Genomic DNA, 22206 nt, shown 5'->3' on the forward strand with positions numbered 1-22206 from the left:
AAGTAGTACCTGCTTCCAGTTGATAAGAGCAAATACTAGATCATGCAGTCAATTCAAGCCCATTACCTCAACAGTAACCTCATTTTCAATGCAAGAATATTCCATACTCCACCAAACTACCTCATCGTTATTTTTTAAATGCTTAATAAATAGGACTTTATTCTCTTCTTTTTTAGTATTACCTATTGGTAAGAGTAGTGATAAAATGGAATTATTGATATAAAAAAGGAGATTATGATGAGAAATCATAGAGGCTTCCATGAGGAAATTCAGCAACAACAAAAACTTTATCCAACATCACATCGCATTCAACCGGTTAGCCCTAAAGAATATGCAGAGGTTTTGACTTTACATACGGCAAAACAACTGAGCGAGACATTTCAAACACTTGTGGATCAAGATCAATATGAACAAGCGATTCAGCTGAGCGAGAAAGTTGCCTCTCAGCTTGGACAACATACGAATTTTTCATTACCACTTTCCACAGTGCTTTATAGTTTAAACGAAATGGAACTTCCTATTTCAGAGGAATTTTCTCTACATCGTCTGAAACTGCTAGGAAATCATCAAACTCATGATAACTTTTTCAAAGCATTAAAACACGAGATGTTAACGGCGGATCGGGTAGACTTTATGGTTAGTTTTACAAGGTGGTCTGGTGTTCAGCTTTTGATCCCTCCGCTTCAGGAGCTTGCTAAAAGACATGTCCCTGTACGCATCATTACATCTACCTATATGGGTATTACAGAACCGAAAGCGTTAAGACATCTTCTTCAATTTGAAAATGTTGAGTTGAAAATTGTAAATGAATATAAAAAATCTTTCCATACGAAAGCATACTTATTTGAACGCTGTTCTGGACAGCATAGTGTCATTGTAGGATCTTCAAATCTATCACAAGCTGCCCTTACGACCGGGTATGAGTTAAATGTTAGACTACCTGAAACCAGATATCTCCCCGTTTATCAACAAACAAAAGATTTGTTTGACACTGTTTGGAATGAAAAGACACAGCCTGTTGACGAACAATTTTTACAAGCCTATGAGGAATTCCAAGCAGGAAGCCAAAAGGTAAGTGCTTCCTTTGCTGCTCAAAACTCTCTTTACAAAACGAAAATGTCGCCGAATGCCATGCAAAAGGAAGCGTTACGAAACCTTAAAAAAACAAGAAACGAAGGGGAAACAAAAGCAGTCATCATCGCCGCCACTGGAACCGGAAAAACATTTTTAGCAGCATTTGATTTTGAGCAATTTAAACCAAATAAATATCTTTTTCTTGCCCACCGGGAAGAGTTACTTACAAAAGCAATCGAAACATTCCAGAAAGTCACCAATAATCATGAAGATTTTGGTTTATTGACTGGAACGAAAAAAGAAAGAGATAAGCGTTTTTTATTTAGCACTGTACAAACGCTACATAAAAAAGAAACATTGGAATCCTTTTCAACAGATGAATTTGACTACATTGTGATTGATGAATTCCATCATGCAGAAGCATCTACCTATCAAGCTGTTTTAAACTACTTTACACCAAAGTTTTTATTAGGTTTAACTGCAACACCAGAGCGTCTTGACGGTAAAGATGTGCTTCAGATTTGTGATCATAATGTTGTTTACGAAATTAGACTCCGCGATGCTCTAAAGGCAGAGCTACTTGCACCATTTCACTATTTTGGAATTTCAGATCACACTGTAGATTACGAAAAAGTAAAAGTGAAAAATGGACTGTACGAAGAGAAATCGCTAGTAGATCATTTAAAAACTCATAAACGAGTAGAATATATCATTAAGATGATCAACATGTATGGATTCCACGGCGAGAAAATGGTTGGCTTAGGTTTCTGTACAAACGTCGAACACGCAATATATATGAGTGATGAATTTAATAAATTGGGATTTTATACAACTTACTTAACAGGAAATGATTCTCCTGCAAAAAGACAAGAGGTCATTCGTCATTTGGAGGACCCACACCACAGTTTAGAAATTATATTTACAGTAGATATTTTCAACGAAGGAATAGATATTCCAAAGCTCAATCTACTATTGTTCCTTAGACCAACAGAATCACCAACGATTTTCATTCAGCAATTAGGACGGGGACTTAGAAAAACTGACGACAAAGAGTTTGTAACGATACTGGATTTTATCGGAAACTATCAAAAGTCATTCGTTATTCCACTCGCACTATCTGGACAAACAAGCCAAAAATCGTTTGATAAAGATTCCCTCCGAGTGGCCGTGACGCATGAGTTTTCAGATTTACCTGGGGGATCTTATGTTGACCTTTCAGCCGTAACGAAGAAAGAAATTTTAAATAAGATCGATCATATTAAACTAAATTCAGATGCCATGCTGAAAACGTTATACAAGCAATTTAAACAAGAGCTCGGACGCTCTCCAGAATTAATTGATTTTCTATACTCTGAACAGGCACCTGGGCTTACCTTTTTTATAAAGAAATACAAATCGTGGGTACAGACCAAAAAGAAAATGGACGATTTGAATGCTACAGATGAAGGAATTCTCAATAACCCCTTGGTTGTAGGGATAGTAGCAAGATTAGAACAGCAATTACCTATTAAATGGCCTTATGAATGGTTAATTTTACAGAGCGGTTTTCACAAAAATATCATCACAATAGAAGATGTAAAAGAATCGTTAGAAAAACAGTTTCATATTCAAATCACAACAGATACACATGATGACCTCATTCAGCGAGCAATGGAGCGTTTAACGAAATCAGATCAAAAACAGAATTGGTGCTTTGGTACATTACAATGTGATACATTCAAGTTAGATCCAGAAGTGAGCGAGATATTAAACGATCCATTATTCGGACCGTATATTAAGGAGCGCGTCCACTATGGACTGATTGAATTTAGACGTATGAACAATATAGACGCCCTTGCTTCAAAAGAGATTAAGCTTACAATGTATCAAACCTATACAAGAAATGAGCTCATTTATCTTTTTCAGTCAACTGATCAGGAAGGGACTTGGCGAGAGGGTGTACGTAGAGTTAAAAATCACTATTTAATCTTTATCAATTTGAATAAGTCAGAAAAAGTAGAAGATCATTTGCTATATAAAGATTACTTTATTGATCCTAGCCATTTTCACTGGCAAAGTCAAAACCAAACCTCACATACATCAAGCGTAGGGCAAAACTTTATTCACCATAAGGAAAAAGGATACCATATTCATTTATTTGTGAGGAAATTCACTGAAATGCACAACATCACTTTACCATTTATTTATGTAGGAGAAGCGGATTACGTATCAAGCCACGGAGACAAGCCAATGAATGTCAAATGGAAGCTCCATCAGCCTGTCCCAGAAAACTTGTATGTGGATTTAACGAATTAAGGCAGATACGGTCGGAAGATCAGCGGGTGCCCACTCTAGTGATTCTAGCTCACGTATAGGCACCCATCTGAATTCCGCATGCTCTTTTGCTACCGGCTCCCCTGATACAATCTTCGCTTTTATTGAAATTAAATTGACGATGACCTTCTCATATTCATGATGAATATCGGCTATCACATCGCCCGCAACAATTTTACAGTCAAGTTCCTCTTCAATCTCTCTTACAAGTGCTTCTCGTGCATTCTCCCCTTCTTCAAGCTTTCCACCAGGAAACTCCCACAGATTAGGAAGAGACATTGTTGGAGAACGTAGAGCACATAGAATTTCATTGTTTTCATTTTGTATGACTGCGGCGGCTACTTTTATTGTTTTTTTCAAAATTAAACTTCCTTTCGCTTTTTCTTAGGTATGTATTCAAATTCTTCAATTTTATACTGTTCACTGTAAACGATAGAGGTTGAATCCATCATAATTCAAATGGTTTATTAAAAGCAATAGAAGGTCATTCTCCTAATTAGCAAGAAAAAAGCACCCTCCAAAATGGAGTAGGTGCTAATTCACTTCACTCCCCAAACAGCCTCCCCATCACCGCTCAGCACACTAAACGTCACAACTTCTTTCTCTCTCGCTGAGTCCCATTCTTTCAGGAAGACGCCGTCATAATTTGTGCCGTTCAGGTTAATTCGGGCTTTGCTGCTGTCCGTTTTTGTCCAGGTTCCGGTCATTTCCCCGGAAATGGTGCCGTCGTTGTTAAGCTGGATGTTTTTTGGGGTTTTGATCGTAGCTGTGATGTCTTTTCCGTGCTGGATGAGTTTGTAGGTTCCGGATGCGGCGGCCGCCGGAATGTGTGTATCCGGTTCTCCCGCATAGCGGTATGGCGCTGCAACGGGCCATCCGTCTTTGTTCATGTACAGCCGATGCACTCTGACTTCGTGCTCTTCGCCTCTGTTCGGGAAACGGGTGTGGAAAATGAGGTATGATCGTTTCGTTTTCCCGTCGTAAAACACGGAGTTGTGTCCCGGTGATATGTAGCCTGTGCCTTTTTCAGATTGTGAGGCGAAGCTGTAGCCGCCCATGAGTTTGACCCCGTACGGTTCAATTGCTTTGTCGTCGAAGAAGCTGCCGTCTTTTCCTTTGGCATCAAGCATGTCATGGCCTGCGGCGTCATAGTACGGACCGTCCGGGTTTTTAGAGCGCGCCACACGCATATGATAACCGCCGGCTGTGTCAAGTCCGCCGAATGACAGATACAGATAGTAATATTTCGTTTCCGGATTGTAGCTGATGTACGGGCCTTCGATTCTGCTGTGATTTCCGCCGAGCAGTTTTTTTCCGTATCCTTGGTTCGGGAGCGGGAAACCGGTTTTCGGATTCATTTCCAGTATAAAAATCCCTCCGGAGTAAGAGCCGTACACCATCCAGAGCTTGCCTTTATGGTCAAAAAACGTTTGCGGATCTACGACGTTCGGGTGAACGTTTGCATTATACGTCGTGCCGTCTTCGCTTTTTCCTTCCATGCCCGATTTCAAAAAGATGCCTTTGTTTTTGTAGGGTCCTTCGATTTTGTCACTCACGGCGACACCGAGAGCGGATCGCGGCGAGTCTCCTTTACAGGCGTTATAGTACATGTAATATTTCCCATCAGACAGCCGGGCGACGTCCGGCGCCCACAGCGTATCAGACTGGGCCCAGTCGAATGTCTCTTTTAATTCGGTGTAGACGTTCGGGATCAGGGGATTATTGGGATTGACGCTTGAAGACATCTGCTGCCACTTCATCAGGTTTTTCGACTTGGCGGAAGCCAAATGTGAGCCGAATACATAATATGTATCTCCTGTTTTAATGACGGACGGATCATGCACGCTGACCTCTGAAAAAACCGGATGCTGGGCTTTTGCCTGCGGCAGAGTGAATCCGATGACCGCTGCTGAGACCAGGCACACACGAAAGAAACTGGTTTTCATTTTCTGAAATCTCCTCGCTCTCTTCTTTTCTTAAAACGCTTTCAAGACAACGCTCCATTTTATGATGCGGATGGCGGAAATATGTGATCAACAGCGCCGGCTTCGCGATGTACCGCTTTACTTCGATAACAATCTGATTTGTGAAAGACTGGAAAAAAAGTTTTGACTTCTGAATCGCAAACACTTAATATAAAAAACAGTTACTAGTTATCAGAATATTTAAGAATTGAGTGAAGCATATATGACCTTACACAAAGACCGCCGCATCGGGCGACTGTCCGTCCTTCTTCTGCTTCATGAGACTGAAGAAAACCAGCAGATCAGCCGGCTGGAACGGGACGGCTGGAAAGTCTGTCTCGGCAGGGTGGGTTCAATGGATGCGCATAAAGTGGTAGCTGCAATTGAAACCGCTTCCAAAAAGAGCGGTGTCATTCAATCTGAGGGTTATCGCGAATCACATGCGCTGTATCATGCCACAATGGAAGCTTTGCACGGAGTGACGCGGGGCGAAATGCTGCTTGGCTCGCTGCTTCGTACCGTGGGCCTGAAGTTTGCCGTCTTGCGGGGAAATCCGTATGAAAGCGAGGCGGAAGGCGATTGGATCGCCGTTTCACTTTACGGCACGATCGGGGCTCCGATTAAGGGGCTTGAGCACGAAACATTCGGAGTCGGAATTAATCACATATGAATCAGCCCATAGATTTCAGATGATAGGGGGCTATGCGTGAAATATCATTTTCATGGCATAGCTCCTTTTTGTATGGGCGCTTTACCAAAGTAAAGGAAAAGGGGTTGAAATGATGGTGACGTTAGACGGTTCCTCACTGACAACCGCAGATGCCCAGCGTGTGCTGTTTGATTTTGAAGAGGTTCAAGCATCTGCCGAAAGCATGGAACGTGTGAAAAAAAGCAGGGCGGCGGTTGAACGGATCGTTCAAGAAGAGAAGACCATTTACGGGATTACGACGGGATTCGGCAAGTTCAGCGATGTGCTGATTCAAAAAGAAGACGCCGCGGATCTGCAGCTGAATCTGATTCTTTCTCACGCGTGCGGCGTCGGTGATCCGTTTCCGGAATCTGTATCGCGGGCCATGCTGCTTTTGCGCGCCAATGCCCTGCTGAAAGGCTTTTCCGGCGTGCGGACTGAGCTGATTGATCAACTGCTCGCGTATCTCAATCATCGCATTCACCCGGTCATCCCACAGCAAGGGTCACTGGGGGCGAGCGGGGATTTGGCGCCGCTTTCTCATCTCGCACTGGCGCTTATCGGTCAAGGCGAAGTCTTTTACGAAGGGGCCCGGATGCCGACAGCTCATGCTTTAGAACAGACAAACCTTCAGCCGGCCGTCCTGACCTCTAAGGAAGGGCTCGCGCTGATCAACGGAACGCAGGCCATGACCGCGATGGGGCTGATCGCTTACCTTGAAGCCGAAAAGCTGGCCTATCAGTCGGAACGGATCGCGAGCTTAACGATCGAAGGCCTTCAGGGTATTATCGATGCGTTTGACGAGGACATTCATGCCGCCCGCGGTTATCAGGAACAGATGGATGTCGCAGAGCGAATCCGCTATTACTTGTCAGACAGCAAGCTGACGACCGTCCAAGGGGAGCTGCGTGTCCAGGACGCCTATTCGATCCGCTGTATTCCTCAAGTCCACGGCGCATCATGGCAGACATTAGCGTATGTAAAAGAAAAATTAGAAATTGAGATGAATGCCGCGACAGATAACCCGCTCATTTTCGAAGACGGCGCCAAAATCATCTCAGGCGGAAACTTTCACGGACAGCCGATCGCCTTTGCCATGGATTTTCTCAAAGTGGCGGCGGCCGAGCTTGCGAATATTTCTGAACGCCGGATCGAACGGCTTGTGAATCCGCAGCTGAATGACCTGCCGCCCTTTCTGAGCCCTCAGCCCGGCTTACAATCCGGAGCGATGATCATGCAATATGCGGCGGCCTCCCTCGTGTCAGAAAATAAAACCCTGGCCCATCCCGCCAGTGTCGATTCCATTCCTTCATCGGCAAACCAGGAGGATCACGTCAGCATGGGAACCATCGCCTCAAGGCACGCCTACCAGATCATTGCGAATACGAGACGGGTGCTTGCCGTTGAAGCTATTTGCGCGCTGCAGGCCGTGGAGTACCGGGGTGCGGAACATTGCGCCTCGTACACAAAACAGCTCTATCACGAAATGAGAAACATCGTGCCGTCCATACAAGAAGACCGCGTGTTTTCTTATGACATCGAGCATCTGAGTGACTGGCTGAAGAAGGAGTCTTTTCTGCCGAATGAGCATCACCAAAAACTGATGACCAATGAAGGGGGACTTACAAGATGACTGATGTAAAGAAATCAATCCGCGCCGGCCGCGGCACCGAACTTGAATGCTTAGGATGGGAGCAGGAAGCCGTGCTCCGCATGCTCCGAAACAACCTTGACCCGGAGGTTGCCGAAAAGCCGGAGGATCTGATCGTATACGGCGGCATAGGCAAGGCCGCACGAAACTGGGATGCTTTTCACGCGATTGAGCGTTCCCTCAAAATGTTAAAAGATGATGAAACACTGCTGATCCAATCCGGAAAACCGGTCGGACTGTTCCGCACGCACAGCCGCGCGCCCCGCGTCCTGCTGGCTAATTCGGTTCTCGTGCCGAAATGGGCGGATTGGGAGCATTTCCATGACCTTGAGAAAAAAGGGCTGATGATGTACGGGCAGATGACGGCCGGCAGCTGGATTTATATCGGCTCACAAGGTATTTTGCAGGGCACCTATGAAACCTTTGCGGAGCTTGCGAGACAGCATTTCGGCGGCAGTCTGAAAGGAACCCTTACGCTGACGGCCGGACTTGGCGGAATGGGAGGCGCCCAGCCGCTGTCCGTCACGATGAATGATGGCGTCGTCATCGCCGTTGAAGCGGATGAAACACGGATTGATAAACGGATGGAAACAAACTATTGCGACCGTAAAACCGCATCAATTGACGAAGCGCTGCGCTGGGCCGAAGCAGCCAGACAAGCCGGAGAACCTTTATCGATCGGCCTTCTCGGTAATGCGGCTGAGGTGCATCATGAGCTTTTGAACCGCGGCGTCCATATTGACATCGTGACCGATCAGACTTCAGCTCACGACCCGCTGATCGGCTATATTCCGGCAGGATACTCACTTGAAGAGGCCGACCGCCTGCGCCGGGATCAGCCTGAATTATACGTAAGGCTTTCCAAGCAGAGTATGAAAAAGCATGTGGAAGCCATGCTCGCCTTCAAGAAAAAAGGTGCCGTCGTCTTTGATTACGGCAACAATATCCGCCAGGCTGCCAAAGATGAGGGTCTCGCCGATGCTTTTGATTTTCCGGGATTCGTTCCCGCCTACATCCGGCCTTTATTTTGTGAAGGAAAAGGGCCGTTCCGCTGGGCCGCGCTGTCGGGTGACCCTGAAGATATATACCGCACGGACGCTTTATTAAAAGAGCTGTTTCCCGAAAATCAAGCCCTTCACCGCTGGATTGACATGGCACAGAAAAAAGTCACATTCCAAGGCCTGCCGTCCCGTATTTGCTGGCTCGGCTACGGTGAACGGGAAAAGATGGGGCTCGCCATCAATGAATTGGTCAGAAACGGCGAGCTGAAAGCCCCGATCGTCATCGGAAGAGACCATTTAGACTGCGGATCTGTCGCCTCTCCGAATCGGGAAACAGAAGCGATGAAAGACGGCAGCGACGCGGTCGGCGATTGGGCGGTGCTGAACGCGCTGATCAACACGGCCTCAGGCGCAAGCTGGGTTTCTTTTCACCACGGCGGGGGCGTCGGCATGGGGTATTCCCTTCACGCGGGAATGGTCGCGGTCGCTGACGGCAGCATCCTTGCGGAACAACGGCTTTCCCGCGTTCTGACAAGCGATCCGGGAATGGGCATCATCCGCCATGCGGACGCAGGTTATGAAAAAGCGGCTCAAGTCGCCGAGGAACAAGACATTATGATACCGATGAAAAAGGAGCGGTAACATGCCGAAACAAATAGATACCATACTCACCAACATCGGCCAGCTGCTGACGATGGAATCCGGCGGCCCCCGATCAGGCGGAAGCATGCAGGATCTTCGTGTCACGGAAGATGCTGTCATCGGCATTTCCGACGGGCGCATTGTTTTTGCCGGACATCAAGGAGCGGAGGAAGGATACGAGGCAAGAGACATCATCGACTGCGGGGGACGGCTCGTCACCCCCGGCCTCGTCGATCCCCATACCCATCTTGTATTCGGAGGGTCCCGGGAAAAAGAACTGAATTTAAAAATTCAGGGCATGTCCTATTTGGATATTTTGGCGCAAAGCGGCGGTATTTTGTCAACGGTCAAAGACACGAAAGCCGCTTCCGAAGAAGAACTGATTGAAAAAGGGCTTTTTCACCTCGGACGCATGCTGTCATACGGCATCACGACGGCAGAAGTAAAAAGCGGCTACGGACTCGACAAAGACACGGAGCTGAAACAGCTGACCGCGGCGAAAAAACTGGGCGAACGCCAGCCGGTCGACCTTGTCACAACTTTTATGGGGGCACACGCCATTCCGCCTGAGTACCGGAACAGCCCTGACGAATTTCTGAATCGCATGCTGCAGCTTTTGCCTGAAATAAAAGAAAAAGGCCTCGCGCAATTTGCCGATATTTTCACAGAAACAGGCGTCTTTACCGTCAGCCAGTCGCGGGACTACCTGAAAAAGGCGTCTGAAGCTGGTTTCGGCCTGAAAATCCATGCTGATGAGATTGACCCGCTCGGCGGCGCGGAATTGGCGGCAGAGCTGCATGCTGTTTCTGCCGATCATTTGGTGGGGGCGTCTGACGAAGGCATCGAAAAGCTAGCGGCGTCCGGAACAATCGCCGTCCTGCTGCCGGGCACAACTTTCTATCTCGGCAAACACACTTATGCGAGAGCCCGGGAGATGATTGATGCGGGCGTACGGGTCAGTTTGGCGACTGACTTCAACCCGGGCAGCTCACCGACGGAAAATCTCCAGCTCATTATGTCGATTGCCGCGCTTCATTTAAAAATGACCGCGGAAGAAATCTGGCACGCTGTCACCGTTAATGCCGCGTATGCGATCGGAAAAGGCGAAGAGGCCGGACAAATTAAAGCCGGACGGGCGGCTGACATTGTCATTTGGGAAGCGCCGAATTACATGTATATCCCGTATCATTACGGCGTCAATCATGTCCGCCGTGTCATCAAGAACGGAAAGACGGTCGTTTCAAGGGAGGGAGCCGCTCTTGGATAAGTATCCGTTTCTGCAAAAAGCCGGCTCCCTCTTCAACGACCGCCATGTGACAAGGATCGGCGATGTGACGGAAGCGTGGGCGGGACAACCGATCAAAGGGCCGGCTTTGATCGGCGTTCCGCTTTCTAAGTCGTCAATCAGCCATTCCGGCGCCTGCTTTGCACCCGGTGCGATCCGCCGGGCGCTCGGCGGGATTTCCGCTTATTCCGCGGAGCTGCGGGAGCATGTCATTGACCATCTGTACGATATCGGCGATATTCAGATTCACGTCACGGATGTCGTCACATCTCACGAACACATTTATCGGACCATTCATGACATTCTGACGGACCAGCCTGACTGGGTGCCCGTCATTCTCGGCGGCGACAACTCCATTAGTTATTCCACCATTAAAGCCATTGCGGAAACGAAAGGAACAACAGCCGTCTTTCAATTCGACGCCCACCACGACGTCCGCAACACAGAAGACGGAGGACCGACAAACGGCACGCCATTCCGCCGGCTGTTAGATGAAAATATCATAAGCGGACAAAACCTGATTCAGCTTGGAATCAGGGAGTTCAGCAACAGCTTGGCATATGAACAATATGTAAAAGAGCGGCAGGCAGACGTGCATACAATGGAGATGATCCGGGAGAAAGGGCTCCTCCGAACGATACAAGAGGTCTTGCCGGCCGTTCAAAAAAGAGCCGACGCCATTTTTATTTCGGTTGATATGGATGTGCTGGATCAAGCTCATGCGCCCGGCTGCCCCGCGATCGGCCCAGGAGGCCTGTATACCGAAGAACTGCTTCAGGCGGTCCGGTTTTTAGCCAGTGAGGCTGACATCTCGGGTATTGAGATCGTTGAGGTTGATCCGACACTTGATTTTCGCGATATGACAAGCCGGGCAGCCGCACACGTCATTTTACATGCATTAAAGGGATTTAAATTGTCACGTTAAAGTCAAATCCGGCACGCGTGCTCTCGGCTGCCGGAAGATTCTCACGCCACGCAAAAAGGGGGAGATCACGATGGATGTTGATCAAGGCGGCAATCAACTCAAGCGCACGATGAAAAGCAGGCACTTATTTATGATTTCATTGGGAGGGGTCATCGGCACGGGGCTGTTTTTGAGCACAGGGTATACATTGAGCCAGGCCGGGCCGGGCGGGACGATCGCCGCTTACCTGATCGGGGGCTTGATGATGTATCTTGTCATGCAGTGTCTCGGAGAATTGTCAGTAGCCATGCCTGTGACCGGTTCATTTCAAACGTATGCGACAACGTTTATCGGGCCGTCCACGGGTTTTATGGTCGGTATCATGTATTGGGTGAATTGGGTGGTGACGGTAGGATCGGAGTTTACAGCTTCCGGTATCCTCATGCAGCGCTGGTTTCCTCACAGCAGCGTCTGGATGTGGAGCGCGATTTTCGCGGCTCTCCTTTTTGCCGCCAATGCATTCTCCGTTAAATTGTTTGCAGAAACGGAGTTTTGGTTTTCAAGCGTCAAAATCGTTACCATCCTTTTATTTATCATCTTAGGCGGCGCCGCGATGTTCGGTTTGATTTCATTGCACGGTTCGGGTGAAGCTCCGATGCTGTCGAATTTCACCTCACACGGCGGGCTGTTTCCGAACGGCTTTCTTGCGGTTTTCATCGCAATGATTTCCGTAAGCTTCGCCTTTTCAGGGACGGAGCTGATCGGAATTACCGCGGGTGAAACCGCCAATCCGGCAAAAGATATTCCGCGTTCGATCCGAAATGTCGCCTGGAGAACGGTCATCTTTTTTATCGGTGCCATTTTTGTGCTGTCCGGACTGATCTCCTGGAAGGAAGCCGGTGTGATTGAAAGTCCGTTTGTCGCGGTCTTTTCCCAAATCGGTATCCCATACGCCGCAGATATCATGAACTTCGTGATTTTAACGGCTTTGCTTTCGGTCGCCAACTCCGGACTGTATGCTTCCACCCGGATGCTGTGGTCTCTTGCGAATGAAAACATGATCAGCGCCCGGTTCAAAAAAGTCACGCCGAAAGGCATTCCGCTGAATGCTCTGCTCGCCAGCATGGCCGTTTCCTGCATATCCTTGATCTCAAGCATCGCCGCCCCGGGCACGGTCTACGTGGTGCTCGTGGCAATAGCCGGATTTGCCGGCGTCGTGGTGTGGATGAGCATCGCCCTGTCTCAGCTGTTATTTCGAAAACATTATGTGAAAAACGGCGGACGCGTCTCGGATCTGACCTTCCGCACACCGTTATACCCTCTCGTTCCGATCGCCGCTGTGATCTTATGTTTCGCTTCATGCGTAGGCCTTGCATTTGATCCCAATCAAAGAATCGCCCTCTTCTGCGGAATTCCTTGTATGATCCTGTGCTATCTCATTCGTTTTTTGAGAAAGAAACAGCCGAAACAATCCGTCCGTGACATTCATTTGGATAAAACCATGCCATAAAAAAAGGCACATACTGATGAGGTATGTGCCTTTCTTCTCTTATTCCGTAATCAGCGTATGAATCAGTTTCGGCGCTTCCGCTTTTTCTGAGATGCGGATGTTGTCATAGACTTTGGCGGTCACGTCGTCAACGTTTTCGCGGTTGGCGTAAAGGGTGACGAGCGGCTCGCCTTTTTCGACGTTGTCACCGACTTTTTTGCGGAGCATAATGCCGACGGCAAGATCGATTTCGTCCTCTTTTGTCGCACGTCCCGCGCCCAACAGCATCGCTGCGACGCCGATTTCGTCAGCGACGATTTCTGAAACGACACCCGCTTCTTTTGCCGGAACGTCAATTTTGTACGCCGCCTGCGGAAGTTTGGACGGATCGTCAACGACAGAAGCGTCTCCTCCCTGATTGCTCAGGAACTCTTTGAACTTTTCAAGCGCTTTGCCGTTTTTCATGACTTCCTGCAGCTTCGTTCTCGCTTCTTCCAATGTCTCAGCTTTTTTCGCCAATACGACCATTTGGCTGCCGAGCGTGAGGACGAGTTCGTTTAAGTCTTCAGGGCCTTCCCCTCTTAATGTATCAATGGCTTCTTGTACTTCCAGGGCATTCCCGATCGCAAAACCGAGCGGCTGCGACATGTCAGAAATCACGGCCATCGTCTGGCGGCCGACGTTGTTTCCGATGCGGACCATTGCTTTGGCGAGGTTCACGGCGTCTTCATCCGTTTTCATAAACGCGCCGGCTCCCGTTTTGACGTCAAGCACGATGGCATCTGCTCCGGCGGCGATTTTTTTACTCATAATTGAGCTTGCGATCAGCGGGATGGAGTTCACCGTACCCGTTACATCACGCAGCGCATACAGCTTTTTATCGGCAGGCGTCAAATTGCCGCTTTGTCCGATGACGGCTACCTTGTCGCGGTTCACAAGCTTGATGAATTCATCTTTTGACAATTCTACGTGGAAGCCTTCGATCGCTTCCAGCTTATCAATGGTTCCCCCCGTATGGCCAAGACCTCGGCCGGACATTTTAGCAACGGGAACGCCGAGCGCCGCGACGAGCGGTGCGAGTACGAGAGTTGTCGTGTCGCCGACCCCGCCCGTAGAGTGCTTGTCGACCTTAATGCCTTCAATGGCGGAGAGATCAATCGTTTCCCCTGAATTCACCATCGCCATTGTCAGATCGGCGCGCTCCTGATCTGTCATATCCTGAAAGTAAATCGCCATAGCCAGCGCACTTGCCTGATAATCAGGGATGCTTCCGTCCGTGTATCCTTTTACGAAAAATTGAATTTCTTCTGTTGTAAGTTCTTTTCCATTTTGTTTTTTTACAATAAGATCTACCATTCTCATGATCTATCACCTGTCCTTCATTTATGTTCAGTGAATCAATCCGACGATCGCCGCTGTCAGGAAGCTGACGAGCGTTGCGCCGTACAGCAGCTTCAGCCCGAACCGCGCGACGACGTTTCCTTGTTTTTCATGCAGCCCTTTCACCGCACCGGTAATGATACCGATAGAGGAGAAATTCGCGAATGAGACAAGGAATACAGATACCACTGCCTGTGTATGCGCACTGAAATGGAAATCGCCGGACGAGAGCGTCTGCATCGCCACAAATTCATTCGATACCATTTTCGTCGCCATAATGCTTCCGGCGCTCACCGCTTCATTCCACGGAATACCGGTTAAAAACGCAAATGGCGCGAATACATATCCGAGCAGCGCCTGGAATGTAATGCCGAAGACCGCATTAAAAACGCCGTTGACCAGGGCAATGAGTGCGACAAATCCGATCAGCATCGCCGCTACGACAACGGCGACTCTGAATCCATCCATTATATACTCACCGAGCACTTCAAAAAAGGATTGCTTTTCTTCTTCAGGAACGACGATCAAATCCTCTTCTTTGCTGACGGTGTACGGGTTGATGATAGAAGCGATGATAAATCCGCCGAATAAGTTCAGCACAAGCGCCGTCACGACGTATTCAGGCTTCAGCATCATCATGTAAGAACCGACGATCGACATTGAGACCGTCGACATTGCGGATGCGCAAAGCGTATATAAGCGCTGTTCAGTAAGATAACCGAGCTGTTTTTTCAAACTGATAAAGACTTCTGATTGCCCTAAAATCGCGGATGCGACAGCGTTGTAAGATTCGATTTTCCCCATTCCGTTCACCTTGCTTAACGCAAGACCGATATACTTCGTGATGAAGGGGAGGACCTTCCAATGCTGCAGAATTCCGATTAAAGCGGATATAAAGACGATCGGCAGAAGCACGCTCATGAAGAACGTCGTCTGTTTCGCATTCACAAGCCCGCCGAATACAAAGTTAATCCCTTCTGAGGCATATTCCAGCAAGTAGTTAAATCCTTTTGCAAAACCGCCGACAAGAAAATTCCCGATACCGGTGTTGAGGAGAATATAACCGAGAATCAGCTGCAGCACCAGCATGACGGCGATCGGCCGGATTCTGATTCTTTTTTTGCCGTTGCTGGCAAGCCAGGCAAGACCTAAAAACACAATGATTCCGATAATTCCGATGAGATACTTCATATGTGTTCTCCTTTTATTTGTATTCGCTTACAATTTTTTATGCATCAACAAAGAAAGAGGATGGCGGAAGCTTTCGGCTTCCGCACTGCTGATTAATAGTCGCTGCTGCCGCTGTCTCCGCCGCTCACGATAGAGACGCCCGCACTTGCGCCGATCCGGCTCGCGCCCGCAGCGATCATGCTGTCAACATCAGCTTTTGTTCTGATGCCGCCTGATGCTTTGACCCCGATGTCCGGTCCGACTGTTTTTCTCATGAGAGCAATGTCTTCAGCCGTTGCCCCGCCTGTAGAAAAACCGGTAGACGTTTTGACGAAATCGGCGCCTGCGGATACCGCCAAGCGGCACGCGCGCTCTTTTTCTTCATCTGTCAAAAGGCATGTTTCGATGATCACTTTGACGAGCGCTTTTTTATCAGCTGCTTCAACTACCGCGCGGATATCAGCTTCAACCGCTTCATCATCGCCGTCTTTTAATGCGCCGATATTGATGACCATGTCAACCTCAGTTGCCCCTTTTGAGATGGCATCCTTCGTTTCAAATGCTTTTGTTTCCGATGTCGTTGCGCCGAGAGGAAATCCGATAACGGTGCAAACGTCAACTCCAGTGCCTTTCAGTTCCTCCGCTGCGAGTTTGACCCAAGTCGGGTTTACACAAACGGAAGCGAATTTATATTCTTTTGCTTCTTTTATCAGTTGTAAAATATCCGCTTTTTGTGTATGCGGTTTCAAAGCAGTATGGTCTATTTGACTTGCAATTGACATTGTATGCACTTCCTTTTTCCTAGGATACGTTTAGAATAACCGAATTTTGAACATATGTAAATTGGTAATTGAAATTATGTTCATGAATTGTCACAATTCTTGAATGAGTTTTTTGGCCGTATGCTGATCGGTAATCAAAACGTTGGCGTACTTTCCTTTCAGGGCACCGTGAATGGCCTTGCATTTTCTGCTGCCGCCCGCCACCAGAATCGAACGCTCTTTCATTTTCAAGTCGCTTAGCTCGACTCCGATCGTCCTGCCGTTAATGCTGCTGCTGCAAATCCTGCCTTCCTCGTCAAAAAAGCGCGAACAAATATCGCCGACTCCGCGTGCTTTCAGCAATTGTTTCTCTTCTTCCCGGAAATAGCCGAGTCTGAAAAGCAGCGCCTCATCCCGGACGGTTCCGACCGTAAACAGGGCGATATTGGCTTGTCTGCCCATTTCAATGATCCGCTTAATATGTCTGTCCCGCTCGACCATCTGTTTCACATCGGCGCTGTCAAATATAACCGGCAGCGGCAAATACCTCGGCATCGTCTGAAATGCTTCGGCGAACAGCTGAATCGTTTCAGACGAGTACGTATTGACATTGGAATGACTGATGCCGCCTTTCAGCTGCACGACTTCAACGCTCTTTACCTGCTTCGGCTCCATGCGGCTTGCGATCTGGTACATCGTCGTCCCCCAGCTTACGCCGAGTATATCGCCGTCCTTTACGGTTTTATGCATATAGTCTGCGCCATAGCGGCTTAAGTAATGTGTAATGGCCTGGTAATCGTCACTTGGAGAAAAGACGACGTGCGCCTCAAGCAGCCCGTATTTTTCTTCCAGCTTTGCGCCGAGTTCGTCCAGATCCTCAAACGGGTCCATGACGCGAATTTGAACATACCCTTTTTCCTTTGCGTACTGAAGCAGCCTTGAAACGGTGGGGCGTGACAGATCAAGCCGTTCGGCGATCTGCTGCTGGCTGTAATCTGATTGATAATATAGTTTTGCCGCTTCTATGCTGAGCTGCTGTTTTTCACGATCCATGTCGCGCCTCCCCTCTCCGCTTATCATATCACCAAAACACGCGGTAAAAAAGCACCCTCTGATGGGGTGCCTATTTTTTCAGCACAAGCTCCTGAATCGCATGCGCCACGCCGTGTTCGTTATTTGATTTCGTTTCAAAATCAGCAATCTCCCTTACTTCCGGGATGGCATTGGCCATTGCCACACCGCAGCCGGCCCACTGAATCATGGACATGTCGTTGCCGTTATCGCCGATTGCCATGACGTCTTTCTGTTCAATGCCGAGTTTTTCGGCCAGCAGCTTGACCGCGTTTCCTTTACTGACTTTCGGGTGAAGAATCTCATGGAAGAATGGCGCGCTTTTGACCATTGTGTATGTTTCCTTGAATGATTCCGGAATGGAAGCGATCGCTTTCTCCAGCTTGTCCGGATCGTCAATGAACATGACTTTCGGAATCAGAATATCCTTCGGCACTTCATCGATCGTGCGGAAATGAAGCGGCACTTTCGTAATGTATGATTCGTATACCGTGTATTCACTGATATCCCGGTTCGGCGTGTACAGATTGGCTGTGTCAAAGTAATGCATCGGAGTATCCAGCTGTAAGCTCAGCTCGTAAAGCGACTTCAAATCTTCAAAGCCTAATGACTGCTCGGCCACGATACCGTTTGTATACGTATTTTGGACGAGTGCGCCGTTATAGGCAATCACAAAGTCGCCTTCTTCCTGTAAGTTCAGCTCTTCCAAATACCGACGCACGCCGCCGATCGGCCGGCCCGTGCACAGGACGATATTGACCCCTTCCGCTTTGGCGGCATCAAGCGCCCCGCGGACTTCAGCCGTCACTTCATGATGATCGTTTAGTAGTGTTCCGTCCATATCTATTGCGATTAACTTGTACATCCTGCATCTCCTTTGTATCCTTTTCTTCTTATTCTTTCATCATATCGTTTTTTCGTTTCAATGAAAAATCAAACGGACAAGTTTCTCCGCCTTCTCTTCGTATACCGGGCCTGCCTCCGGATGCGGGGCCGTCTTTTCCCCTTGTCAGCTTGTTCGCCGCCGTCATCTGTTTTCTGCTTCAAGAGCATCAGCCCCGCCGCAAAGAAAGGGATGGCCGCTATGTCCAGAAGGGCAAGCTTTATTCCCATCGCTGCGGGAAAGTATGCCCATAATGAACGGCTGTTCCGCCTGATCATGATATAAGAAACGATTTCCAGCAGGATAAACAGAGCGTTCACCCACAAGTAAATGAGCAGCGCCGCAAACAGAAACAGCAGGAGCGTATTCCGCAGCGTGCCGGAAAACAGAAGAGCGCGCATCATATCAAAGAATGAAAAAGACTGCATGCTTCCGTTTACGACATTGGGATTGTAAATGGTAAAACGCCCGAACTGATCAAAAAGCATAAAAAATAACCATAACAGTGAAAACCATTGAATGATATGTACGATGACACCCGTCAAAACGAGTCTGTCGGCAGCCTTATTTCTCATGTGCATCCTCCCCGCCGGTTTTTATTCTTGTCATTGTCTTTGTTTCTCCGTATATCTTCCAAATGAGCGTATCGTTTTTTCCTCTTTTCAACGTGCTTTTGACGGGGTGCGGATGTCCGAGGTATTCAATCTCGATCGTCCCGTCCGTGTTCTGAGAGATCACCTTGTACACATCTGAGGGCATGGCAACCTCGCCGCGGCCTTGAATGACCTGCTTTGTCAGCACGCTGTCTTTCGTAAACGTGACGGTTTCAGATCTGACCCCGTCCATCGGGCCCGGTTTCAGCCCCGCATCCCATGTCCCGTAATAAAAAGGGGGTTCGTCTGCTTTCTTTTGCGAGCAGCCTGTTATCATGACGCATCCGAAAACAAGAACCGTCATGATGAAAATCCGTATGTTCCGCAACATGATCACCTTCCTTTGAAGCTTTTTTACGCCTGTAACTTAGGCGGATGCCGTGGCACTGTGCAATTGACTACATAGTGTATAAAGACTTCACTAGATAAGGAGAATGATGAATGAACCCATATCAGTACTACACCCCGCCTGCCTATTTCCCTCAGCAGCAGGAATACGAAGTGAACCACGTTGAGTATGAGCCGTATCAGCAGCAGGAAAGCTATTATTATGCGCCCCCTCAGTCCGAAGAGCGGCAGCCGACAGGTTTAGAACGGAGAGTCGCCCAGCTTGAAAGACAAAACGCCGAGCAAACGAGAGAGCTCACCCGCCTCTCACAAGAAGACCAGCGCCAAAACCGGGAAATCACGCGTATGAATGAGCAGATCAGACGGCTGAGCCAGTCCATTGAAATCCATACCCGCCGCTTAAACCGTTTGAATCAGCGCCTGCGCGCAGTCGAAAACAGACTCAATATTCCTTTTCACGCTACAGAAGGCGGCTTCTGAGAAAAAGGGCCGGAATACAAAGCTCGACAGGCCATCCCGAGCCTTGTATTCCGCTCTGTACATAACAGGTAAATATTTGAATCCTTTTCTTGCATGAATGCCTCTCCTATTCTTTCACATGATAAATGTGTAAAATCAATCACTCCAGGAGGTCTTCATGATGTATCAAAACCAATACAGCGGAAATCAGCTGCAGCAATGCCGCCAAACAGCACAGCAGCTTATTCAGCAGACACAGCAAAGCAGTCAGCAGTACAAGCAAATGCTCCAGCAGGAACAGCAAAACATTCAAATGCTTCAGCAGATGCTTAACCATGAACAGCATGCCGTTCATACCATTCAGCAAGCGCTGCAGGGGCATGAAGCGGCCATTCAAAAATGCCAGCAAATCGTGAATGTGTGCAATCAGCTTCAGCAGGAAGTAAGCGGACACATGCCTGCACCGATGGCAAACGCTAATGTTTCTTCATTCCCGCAAACACAGCATCACACACCGTTTCAGCAGCATTCATACCAGCAATAGGCCGGTCATGCAAATGACAAAGCGCGAGATACCGGCTTTGTCATTTGTTTTTATCTCTGTTTTGTCAGATCAATGCGATGAGCGGGTTTTCCGCCGAATTTTGCTTCAGCCTCATGCCTTACCGCTTCATACGCTCTTGCTTCGACGTTTTGTTTAAACACATCAAGCTGTATCAAATAAGCCGCCCGCACTTTCAGCCCGTGAATGATGGAGATGACCCATAAAGGCAGCACGATATACACGCCCGGCGTGCTCGGCAGCACAAAAGCAATTGCTAAAATAATAAAATAATAAGTCCGTATTTCAGCCATTTTTTGTTCTTAGCCCGGTAGCCGATATAGAAAAAGGCCAAGAAAGCGGTCAGCGCAAACGGCGCAAAAGTCAGCAGCAGCCACCAGCTGTGCAGCACTTCCCACCAAGTCCCTCTTTTCGTAATCAACATTCATTCCTCTTCCTTTACTACTATAACATGGATAATCAAGGAAGGTTTTCTATAAAAAACATAGACGGAATGACGTCTTCCTGCTATATTAATAATGATAATCATTATCACTGAAATAGGGGGATCATTATGAAGAAACAATCATGGCTGATCGGCCTGGCACTTCTGCTTGTTTTCGCATTAAGCGCTTGCAGCGGCGCGAAGGAAAACAACGGATCGGCATCAGGCAAAGGAAAGACAGACATGCGTACATATGAATCAACAAAAGGAAATATTGACATACCCGCACATCCGAAACGGATCGTCACTGACTTTTATGCAGGTGAGCTGCTGTCCGTTGACGCAAATGTCGTAGGGGCGGGCTCATGGGCTTTCAAAAATCCGTTTATCAAAAAACAGCTGAAAAACATCACAGACATCGGCAATCCCGTCAATGTGGAGAAAGTGATGCAGCTGAAGCCTGATTTAATCGTGCTGATGAAGGATGACCAATACGAGAAACTATCGAAAATCGCACCGACGATTGTCATTCCTTTTAACACCGCAAAGAATACGAAAGATACGGTCAGCCTATTCGGCGACATTGCCGGGGCGAAGGATAAAGCCAAAAGCTTTATGGCAGACTTCAACAAAAAAGCCGAAGCGAATCAAAAGCGCCTCAAAAACGTGATAGGCAAAGACGAGACAGTCGGCCTTTATGAAACGACGGATAAAGGCGAAATCTGGATTTTCAATGACAATTCCGGCCGCGGCGGCCAAGCCGTTTATAACGCGCTCGGATTGAAAGCGCCGGCCAAAATTGAAAAAGACATCATGAAAACGGGCGCCATGAAACAGGTTTCCCAAGAGGTCATCCCTCAATATGCGGCTGATTATATGTTCATTACCGATTACAATCCGAATGGAGAAAGCAAAACATTTGAGCGTCTGAAAGATTCATCCGTTTGGAAAAATCTCGATGCCGTAAAAAACAATCGTGTCTTTATCAACGATTTCAACACCTTCTATCCTTATGACCCGATTGCCGTCAGCAAACAGATGGATATCATCACCGACATGCTGATCAAACGGGCTGAAGAAAATAAAAAATAAAAAAAGCGGCACAGTCATGACACTGTGCCGTTTTTCCTGTTCACTTTAATTTTGACTGTACGGAGCCCGGCATATCTTCAAACCTGACTTCTTCCCAGGTCTCGACATACTTTCCTTTCGCCTTCACCTTCAAATACGCGTTCTTCCGAAGGTCTTTCGCGGCGTAAAAGGTCACTTCTTCTTTTTTCCCGGATGCGTTGTATCCGTCTAATGTATACTCAGTACCGCCCGGGCTAAGATGTTTGCCATCTCGATCAATCTGCACATAGACATCTTGCTGGTGAATAAACGGATTAAATCTGTCTGTAACATCGTTATGAAAAAAGAGAAGTCCGTATATGACGGCAGCGGCCGCCAAGACGGCCAGGATTGCCAATGCTTTTTTCATCTTT

At 47.9% G+C, this 22206-nt stretch carries 20 protein-coding genes and 1 pseudogene; 10 read left to right on the forward strand and 11 right to left on the reverse strand.

What is annotated here, in order from left to right; all coding sequences use genetic code 11:
• The first annotated feature begins 237 nt into the window (after positions 1-237).
• Positions 238-3369 (forward strand): DUF3427 domain-containing protein, encoded by a 3132-nt coding sequence (locus tag NSQ37_RS04255; RefSeq protein ID WP_341123281.1) that lies wholly within the window; start codon positions 238-240, stop codon positions 3367-3369.
• Here the strand turns inward: NSQ37_RS04255 and NSQ37_RS04260 are convergent.
• Positions 3358-3747 (reverse strand): (deoxy)nucleoside triphosphate pyrophosphohydrolase, encoded by a 390-nt coding sequence (locus NSQ37_RS04260; protein WP_021494688.1) that lies wholly within the window; start codon positions 3745-3747, stop codon positions 3358-3360. The genes NSQ37_RS04255 and NSQ37_RS04260 overlap by 12 nt on opposite strands.
• A gap of 179 nt (positions 3748-3926) precedes the next feature.
• Positions 3927-5333, reverse strand: coding sequence for a glycoside hydrolase family 43 protein (locus tag NSQ37_RS04265; RefSeq protein WP_341123283.1), 1407 nt, complete (start codon positions 5331-5333; stop codon positions 3927-3929).
• Positions 5334-5574: 241 nt separating this feature from the next.
• Between NSQ37_RS04265 and hutP the strand changes: the two genes are divergently transcribed.
• The 6 genes from hutP to NSQ37_RS04295 all read left to right on the forward strand — a co-directional run bounded on the left by hutP (position 5575) and on the right by NSQ37_RS04295 (position 13032).
• Positions 5575-6021, forward strand: coding sequence for a hut operon transcriptional regulator HutP (hutP, locus tag NSQ37_RS04270; protein WP_004393292.1), 447 nt, complete (start codon positions 5575-5577; stop codon positions 6019-6021).
• 112 nt (positions 6022-6133) lie between these two features.
• A complete protein-coding gene (hutH, locus tag NSQ37_RS04275) occupies positions 6134-7672 on the forward strand; it encodes a histidine ammonia-lyase (RefSeq protein ID WP_039063838.1) in 1539 nt (512 codons plus the stop codon).
• Positions 7669-9333: a urocanate hydratase gene (hutU, locus tag NSQ37_RS04280; protein ID WP_025285522.1), complete on the forward strand. Its 1665-nt coding sequence runs from the start codon at positions 7669-7671 to the stop codon at positions 9331-9333. Before hutH ends, hutU begins: the two co-directional genes overlap by 4 nt.
• 1 nt (position 9334) lies before the next feature.
• Positions 9335-10600, forward strand: coding sequence for an imidazolonepropionase (gene hutI / locus NSQ37_RS04285; RefSeq protein WP_341123289.1), 1266 nt, complete (start codon positions 9335-9337; stop codon positions 10598-10600).
• Positions 10593-11543, forward strand: a complete 951-nt coding sequence (hutG, locus tag NSQ37_RS04290; RefSeq protein ID WP_132106566.1) for a formimidoylglutamase — start codon at positions 10593-10595, stop codon at positions 11541-11543. Before hutI ends, hutG begins: the two co-directional genes overlap by 8 nt.
• Before the next feature lie 70 nt (positions 11544-11613).
• Complete coding sequence (locus tag NSQ37_RS04295) at positions 11614-13032, forward strand: amino acid permease (RefSeq protein ID WP_007407815.1); 1419 nt, start codon at positions 11614-11616, stop codon at positions 13030-13032.
• A gap of 39 nt (positions 13033-13071) precedes the next feature.
• Here NSQ37_RS04295 and NSQ37_RS04300 read toward each other — a convergent pair whose 3' ends face one another.
• The 7 genes from NSQ37_RS04300 to NSQ37_RS04330 all read right to left on the reverse strand — a co-directional run bounded on the left by NSQ37_RS04300 (position 13072) and on the right by NSQ37_RS04330 (position 19260).
• On the reverse strand, positions 13072-14373 hold the full coding sequence (locus tag NSQ37_RS04300) for a pyrimidine-nucleoside phosphorylase (RefSeq protein WP_007614811.1): 1302 nt from the start codon (positions 14371-14373) through the stop codon (positions 13072-13074).
• Positions 14374-14400: 27 nt separating this feature from the next.
• On the reverse strand, positions 14401-15582 hold the full coding sequence (locus tag NSQ37_RS04305; protein ID WP_004393280.1) for a NupC/NupG family nucleoside CNT transporter: 1182 nt from the start codon (positions 15580-15582) through the stop codon (positions 14401-14403).
• A gap of 92 nt (positions 15583-15674) precedes the next feature.
• Positions 15675-16343 (reverse strand): deoxyribose-phosphate aldolase, encoded by a 669-nt coding sequence (deoC, locus tag NSQ37_RS04310; RefSeq protein WP_004393277.1) that lies wholly within the window; start codon positions 16341-16343, stop codon positions 15675-15677.
• 90 nt (positions 16344-16433) lie between these two features.
• Positions 16434-17375, reverse strand: a complete 942-nt coding sequence (locus NSQ37_RS04315; RefSeq protein WP_007407818.1) for a sugar-binding transcriptional regulator — start codon at positions 17373-17375, stop codon at positions 16434-16436.
• Positions 17376-17445: 70 nt separating this feature from the next.
• Complete coding sequence (gene yidA / locus NSQ37_RS04320; RefSeq protein WP_122504288.1) at positions 17446-18258, reverse strand: sugar-phosphatase; 813 nt, start codon at positions 18256-18258, stop codon at positions 17446-17448.
• 68 nt (positions 18259-18326) lie between these two features.
• On the reverse strand, positions 18327-18851 hold the full coding sequence (locus tag NSQ37_RS04325) for a hypothetical protein (protein ID WP_032867905.1): 525 nt from the start codon (positions 18849-18851) through the stop codon (positions 18327-18329).
• Positions 18841-19260: a lipocalin family protein gene (locus NSQ37_RS04330; protein WP_025285528.1), complete on the reverse strand. Its 420-nt coding sequence runs from the start codon at positions 19258-19260 to the stop codon at positions 18841-18843. The genes NSQ37_RS04325 and NSQ37_RS04330 overlap by 11 nt, the downstream gene beginning before the upstream one ends.
• Before the next feature lie 110 nt (positions 19261-19370).
• Between NSQ37_RS04330 and NSQ37_RS04335 the strand changes: the two genes are divergently transcribed.
• Together NSQ37_RS04335 and NSQ37_RS04340 are read left to right on the forward strand one after the other, a co-directional pair.
• Positions 19371-19757, forward strand: a complete 387-nt coding sequence (locus tag NSQ37_RS04335) for a hypothetical protein (RefSeq protein WP_032867907.1) — start codon at positions 19371-19373, stop codon at positions 19755-19757.
• Positions 19758-19917: 160 nt separating this feature from the next.
• Complete coding sequence (locus tag NSQ37_RS04340) at positions 19918-20280, forward strand: hypothetical protein (protein ID WP_007407823.1); 363 nt, start codon at positions 19918-19920, stop codon at positions 20278-20280.
• A gap of 50 nt (positions 20281-20330) precedes the next feature.
• On the opposite strand, the pseudogene NSQ37_RS04345 reads toward NSQ37_RS04340, so the two are convergent.
• Positions 20331-20722 (reverse strand): annotated as a pseudogene (locus tag NSQ37_RS04345) (hypothetical protein).
• A 129-nt stretch (positions 20723-20851) separates the two neighbouring features.
• Here NSQ37_RS04345 and NSQ37_RS04350 point away from each other — a divergent pair.
• Positions 20852-21814 carry an iron-hydroxamate ABC transporter substrate-binding protein gene (locus tag NSQ37_RS04350; RefSeq protein WP_043020879.1) on the forward strand — a complete coding sequence of 321 codons (963 nt, stop codon included), beginning with the start codon at positions 20852-20854 and terminating at the stop codon, positions 21812-21814.
• Positions 21815-21854: 40 nt separating this feature from the next.
• Here NSQ37_RS04350 and NSQ37_RS04355 read toward each other — a convergent pair whose 3' ends face one another.
• Entirely contained in the window at positions 21855-22202 is a 348-nt protein-coding gene (locus NSQ37_RS04355) for a YxeA family protein (RefSeq protein ID WP_012118831.1), read from the reverse strand.
• Positions 22203-22206: the final 4 nt, after the last annotated feature.

The sequence above is a fragment of the Bacillus sp. FSL P4-0334 genome, assembly GCF_038004825.1.
Classification (GTDB): domain Bacteria; phylum Bacillota; class Bacilli; order Bacillales; family Bacillaceae; genus Bacillus; species Bacillus velezensis.

Bases quoted from the DNA above. Each gene is read 5' to 3' on its own strand.
- NSQ37_RS04300 (WP_007614811.1), bottom strand. From the start codon at position 14,373: ATGAGAATGGTAGATCTTATTGTAAAAAAACAAAATGGAAAAGAACTT.
- NSQ37_RS04315 (WP_007407818.1), bottom strand. From the start codon at position 17,375: ATGGATCGTGAAAAACAGCAGCTCAGCATAGAAGCGGCAAAACTATAT.
- NSQ37_RS04305 (WP_004393280.1), bottom strand. From the start codon at position 15,582: ATGAAGTATCTCATCGGAATTATCGGAATCATTGTGTTTTTAGGTCTT.
- NSQ37_RS04325 (WP_032867905.1), bottom strand. From the start codon at position 18,851: ATGAGAAATAAGGCTGCCGACAGACTCGTTTTGACGGGTGTCATCGTA.
- hutH (WP_039063838.1), top strand. From the start codon at position 6,134: ATGGTGACGTTAGACGGTTCCTCACTGACAACCGCAGATGCCCAGCGT.
- hutP (WP_004393292.1), top strand. From the start codon at position 5,575: ATGACCTTACACAAAGACCGCCGCATCGGGCGACTGTCCGTCCTTCTT.
- NSQ37_RS04265 (WP_341123283.1), bottom strand. From the start codon at position 5,333: ATGAAAACCAGTTTCTTTCGTGTGTGCCTGGTCTCAGCAGCGGTCATC.
- NSQ37_RS04255 (WP_341123281.1), top strand. From the start codon at position 238: ATGAGAAATCATAGAGGCTTCCATGAGGAAATTCAGCAACAACAAAAA.
- NSQ37_RS04355 (WP_012118831.1), bottom strand. From the start codon at position 22,202: ATGAAAAAAGCATTGGCAATCCTGGCCGTCTTGGCGGCCGCTGCCGTC.
- deoC (WP_004393277.1), bottom strand. From the start codon at position 16,343: ATGTCAATTGCAAGTCAAATAGACCATACTGCTTTGAAACCGCATACA.
- hutI (WP_341123289.1), top strand. From the start codon at position 9,335: ATGCCGAAACAAATAGATACCATACTCACCAACATCGGCCAGCTGCTG.
- NSQ37_RS04295 (WP_007407815.1), top strand. From the start codon at position 11,614: ATGGATGTTGATCAAGGCGGCAATCAACTCAAGCGCACGATGAAAAGC.
- yidA (WP_122504288.1), bottom strand. From the start codon at position 18,258: ATGTACAAGTTAATCGCAATAGATATGGACGGAACACTACTAAACGAT.
- NSQ37_RS04340 (WP_007407823.1), top strand. From the start codon at position 19,918: ATGTATCAAAACCAATACAGCGGAAATCAGCTGCAGCAATGCCGCCAA.
- hutU (WP_025285522.1), top strand. From the start codon at position 7,669: ATGACTGATGTAAAGAAATCAATCCGCGCCGGCCGCGGCACCGAACTT.
- NSQ37_RS04330 (WP_025285528.1), bottom strand. From the start codon at position 19,260: ATGTTGCGGAACATACGGATTTTCATCATGACGGTTCTTGTTTTCGGA.
- NSQ37_RS04350 (WP_043020879.1), top strand. From the start codon at position 20,852: ATGAAGAAACAATCATGGCTGATCGGCCTGGCACTTCTGCTTGTTTTC.
- NSQ37_RS04335 (WP_032867907.1), top strand. From the start codon at position 19,371: ATGAACCCATATCAGTACTACACCCCGCCTGCCTATTTCCCTCAGCAG.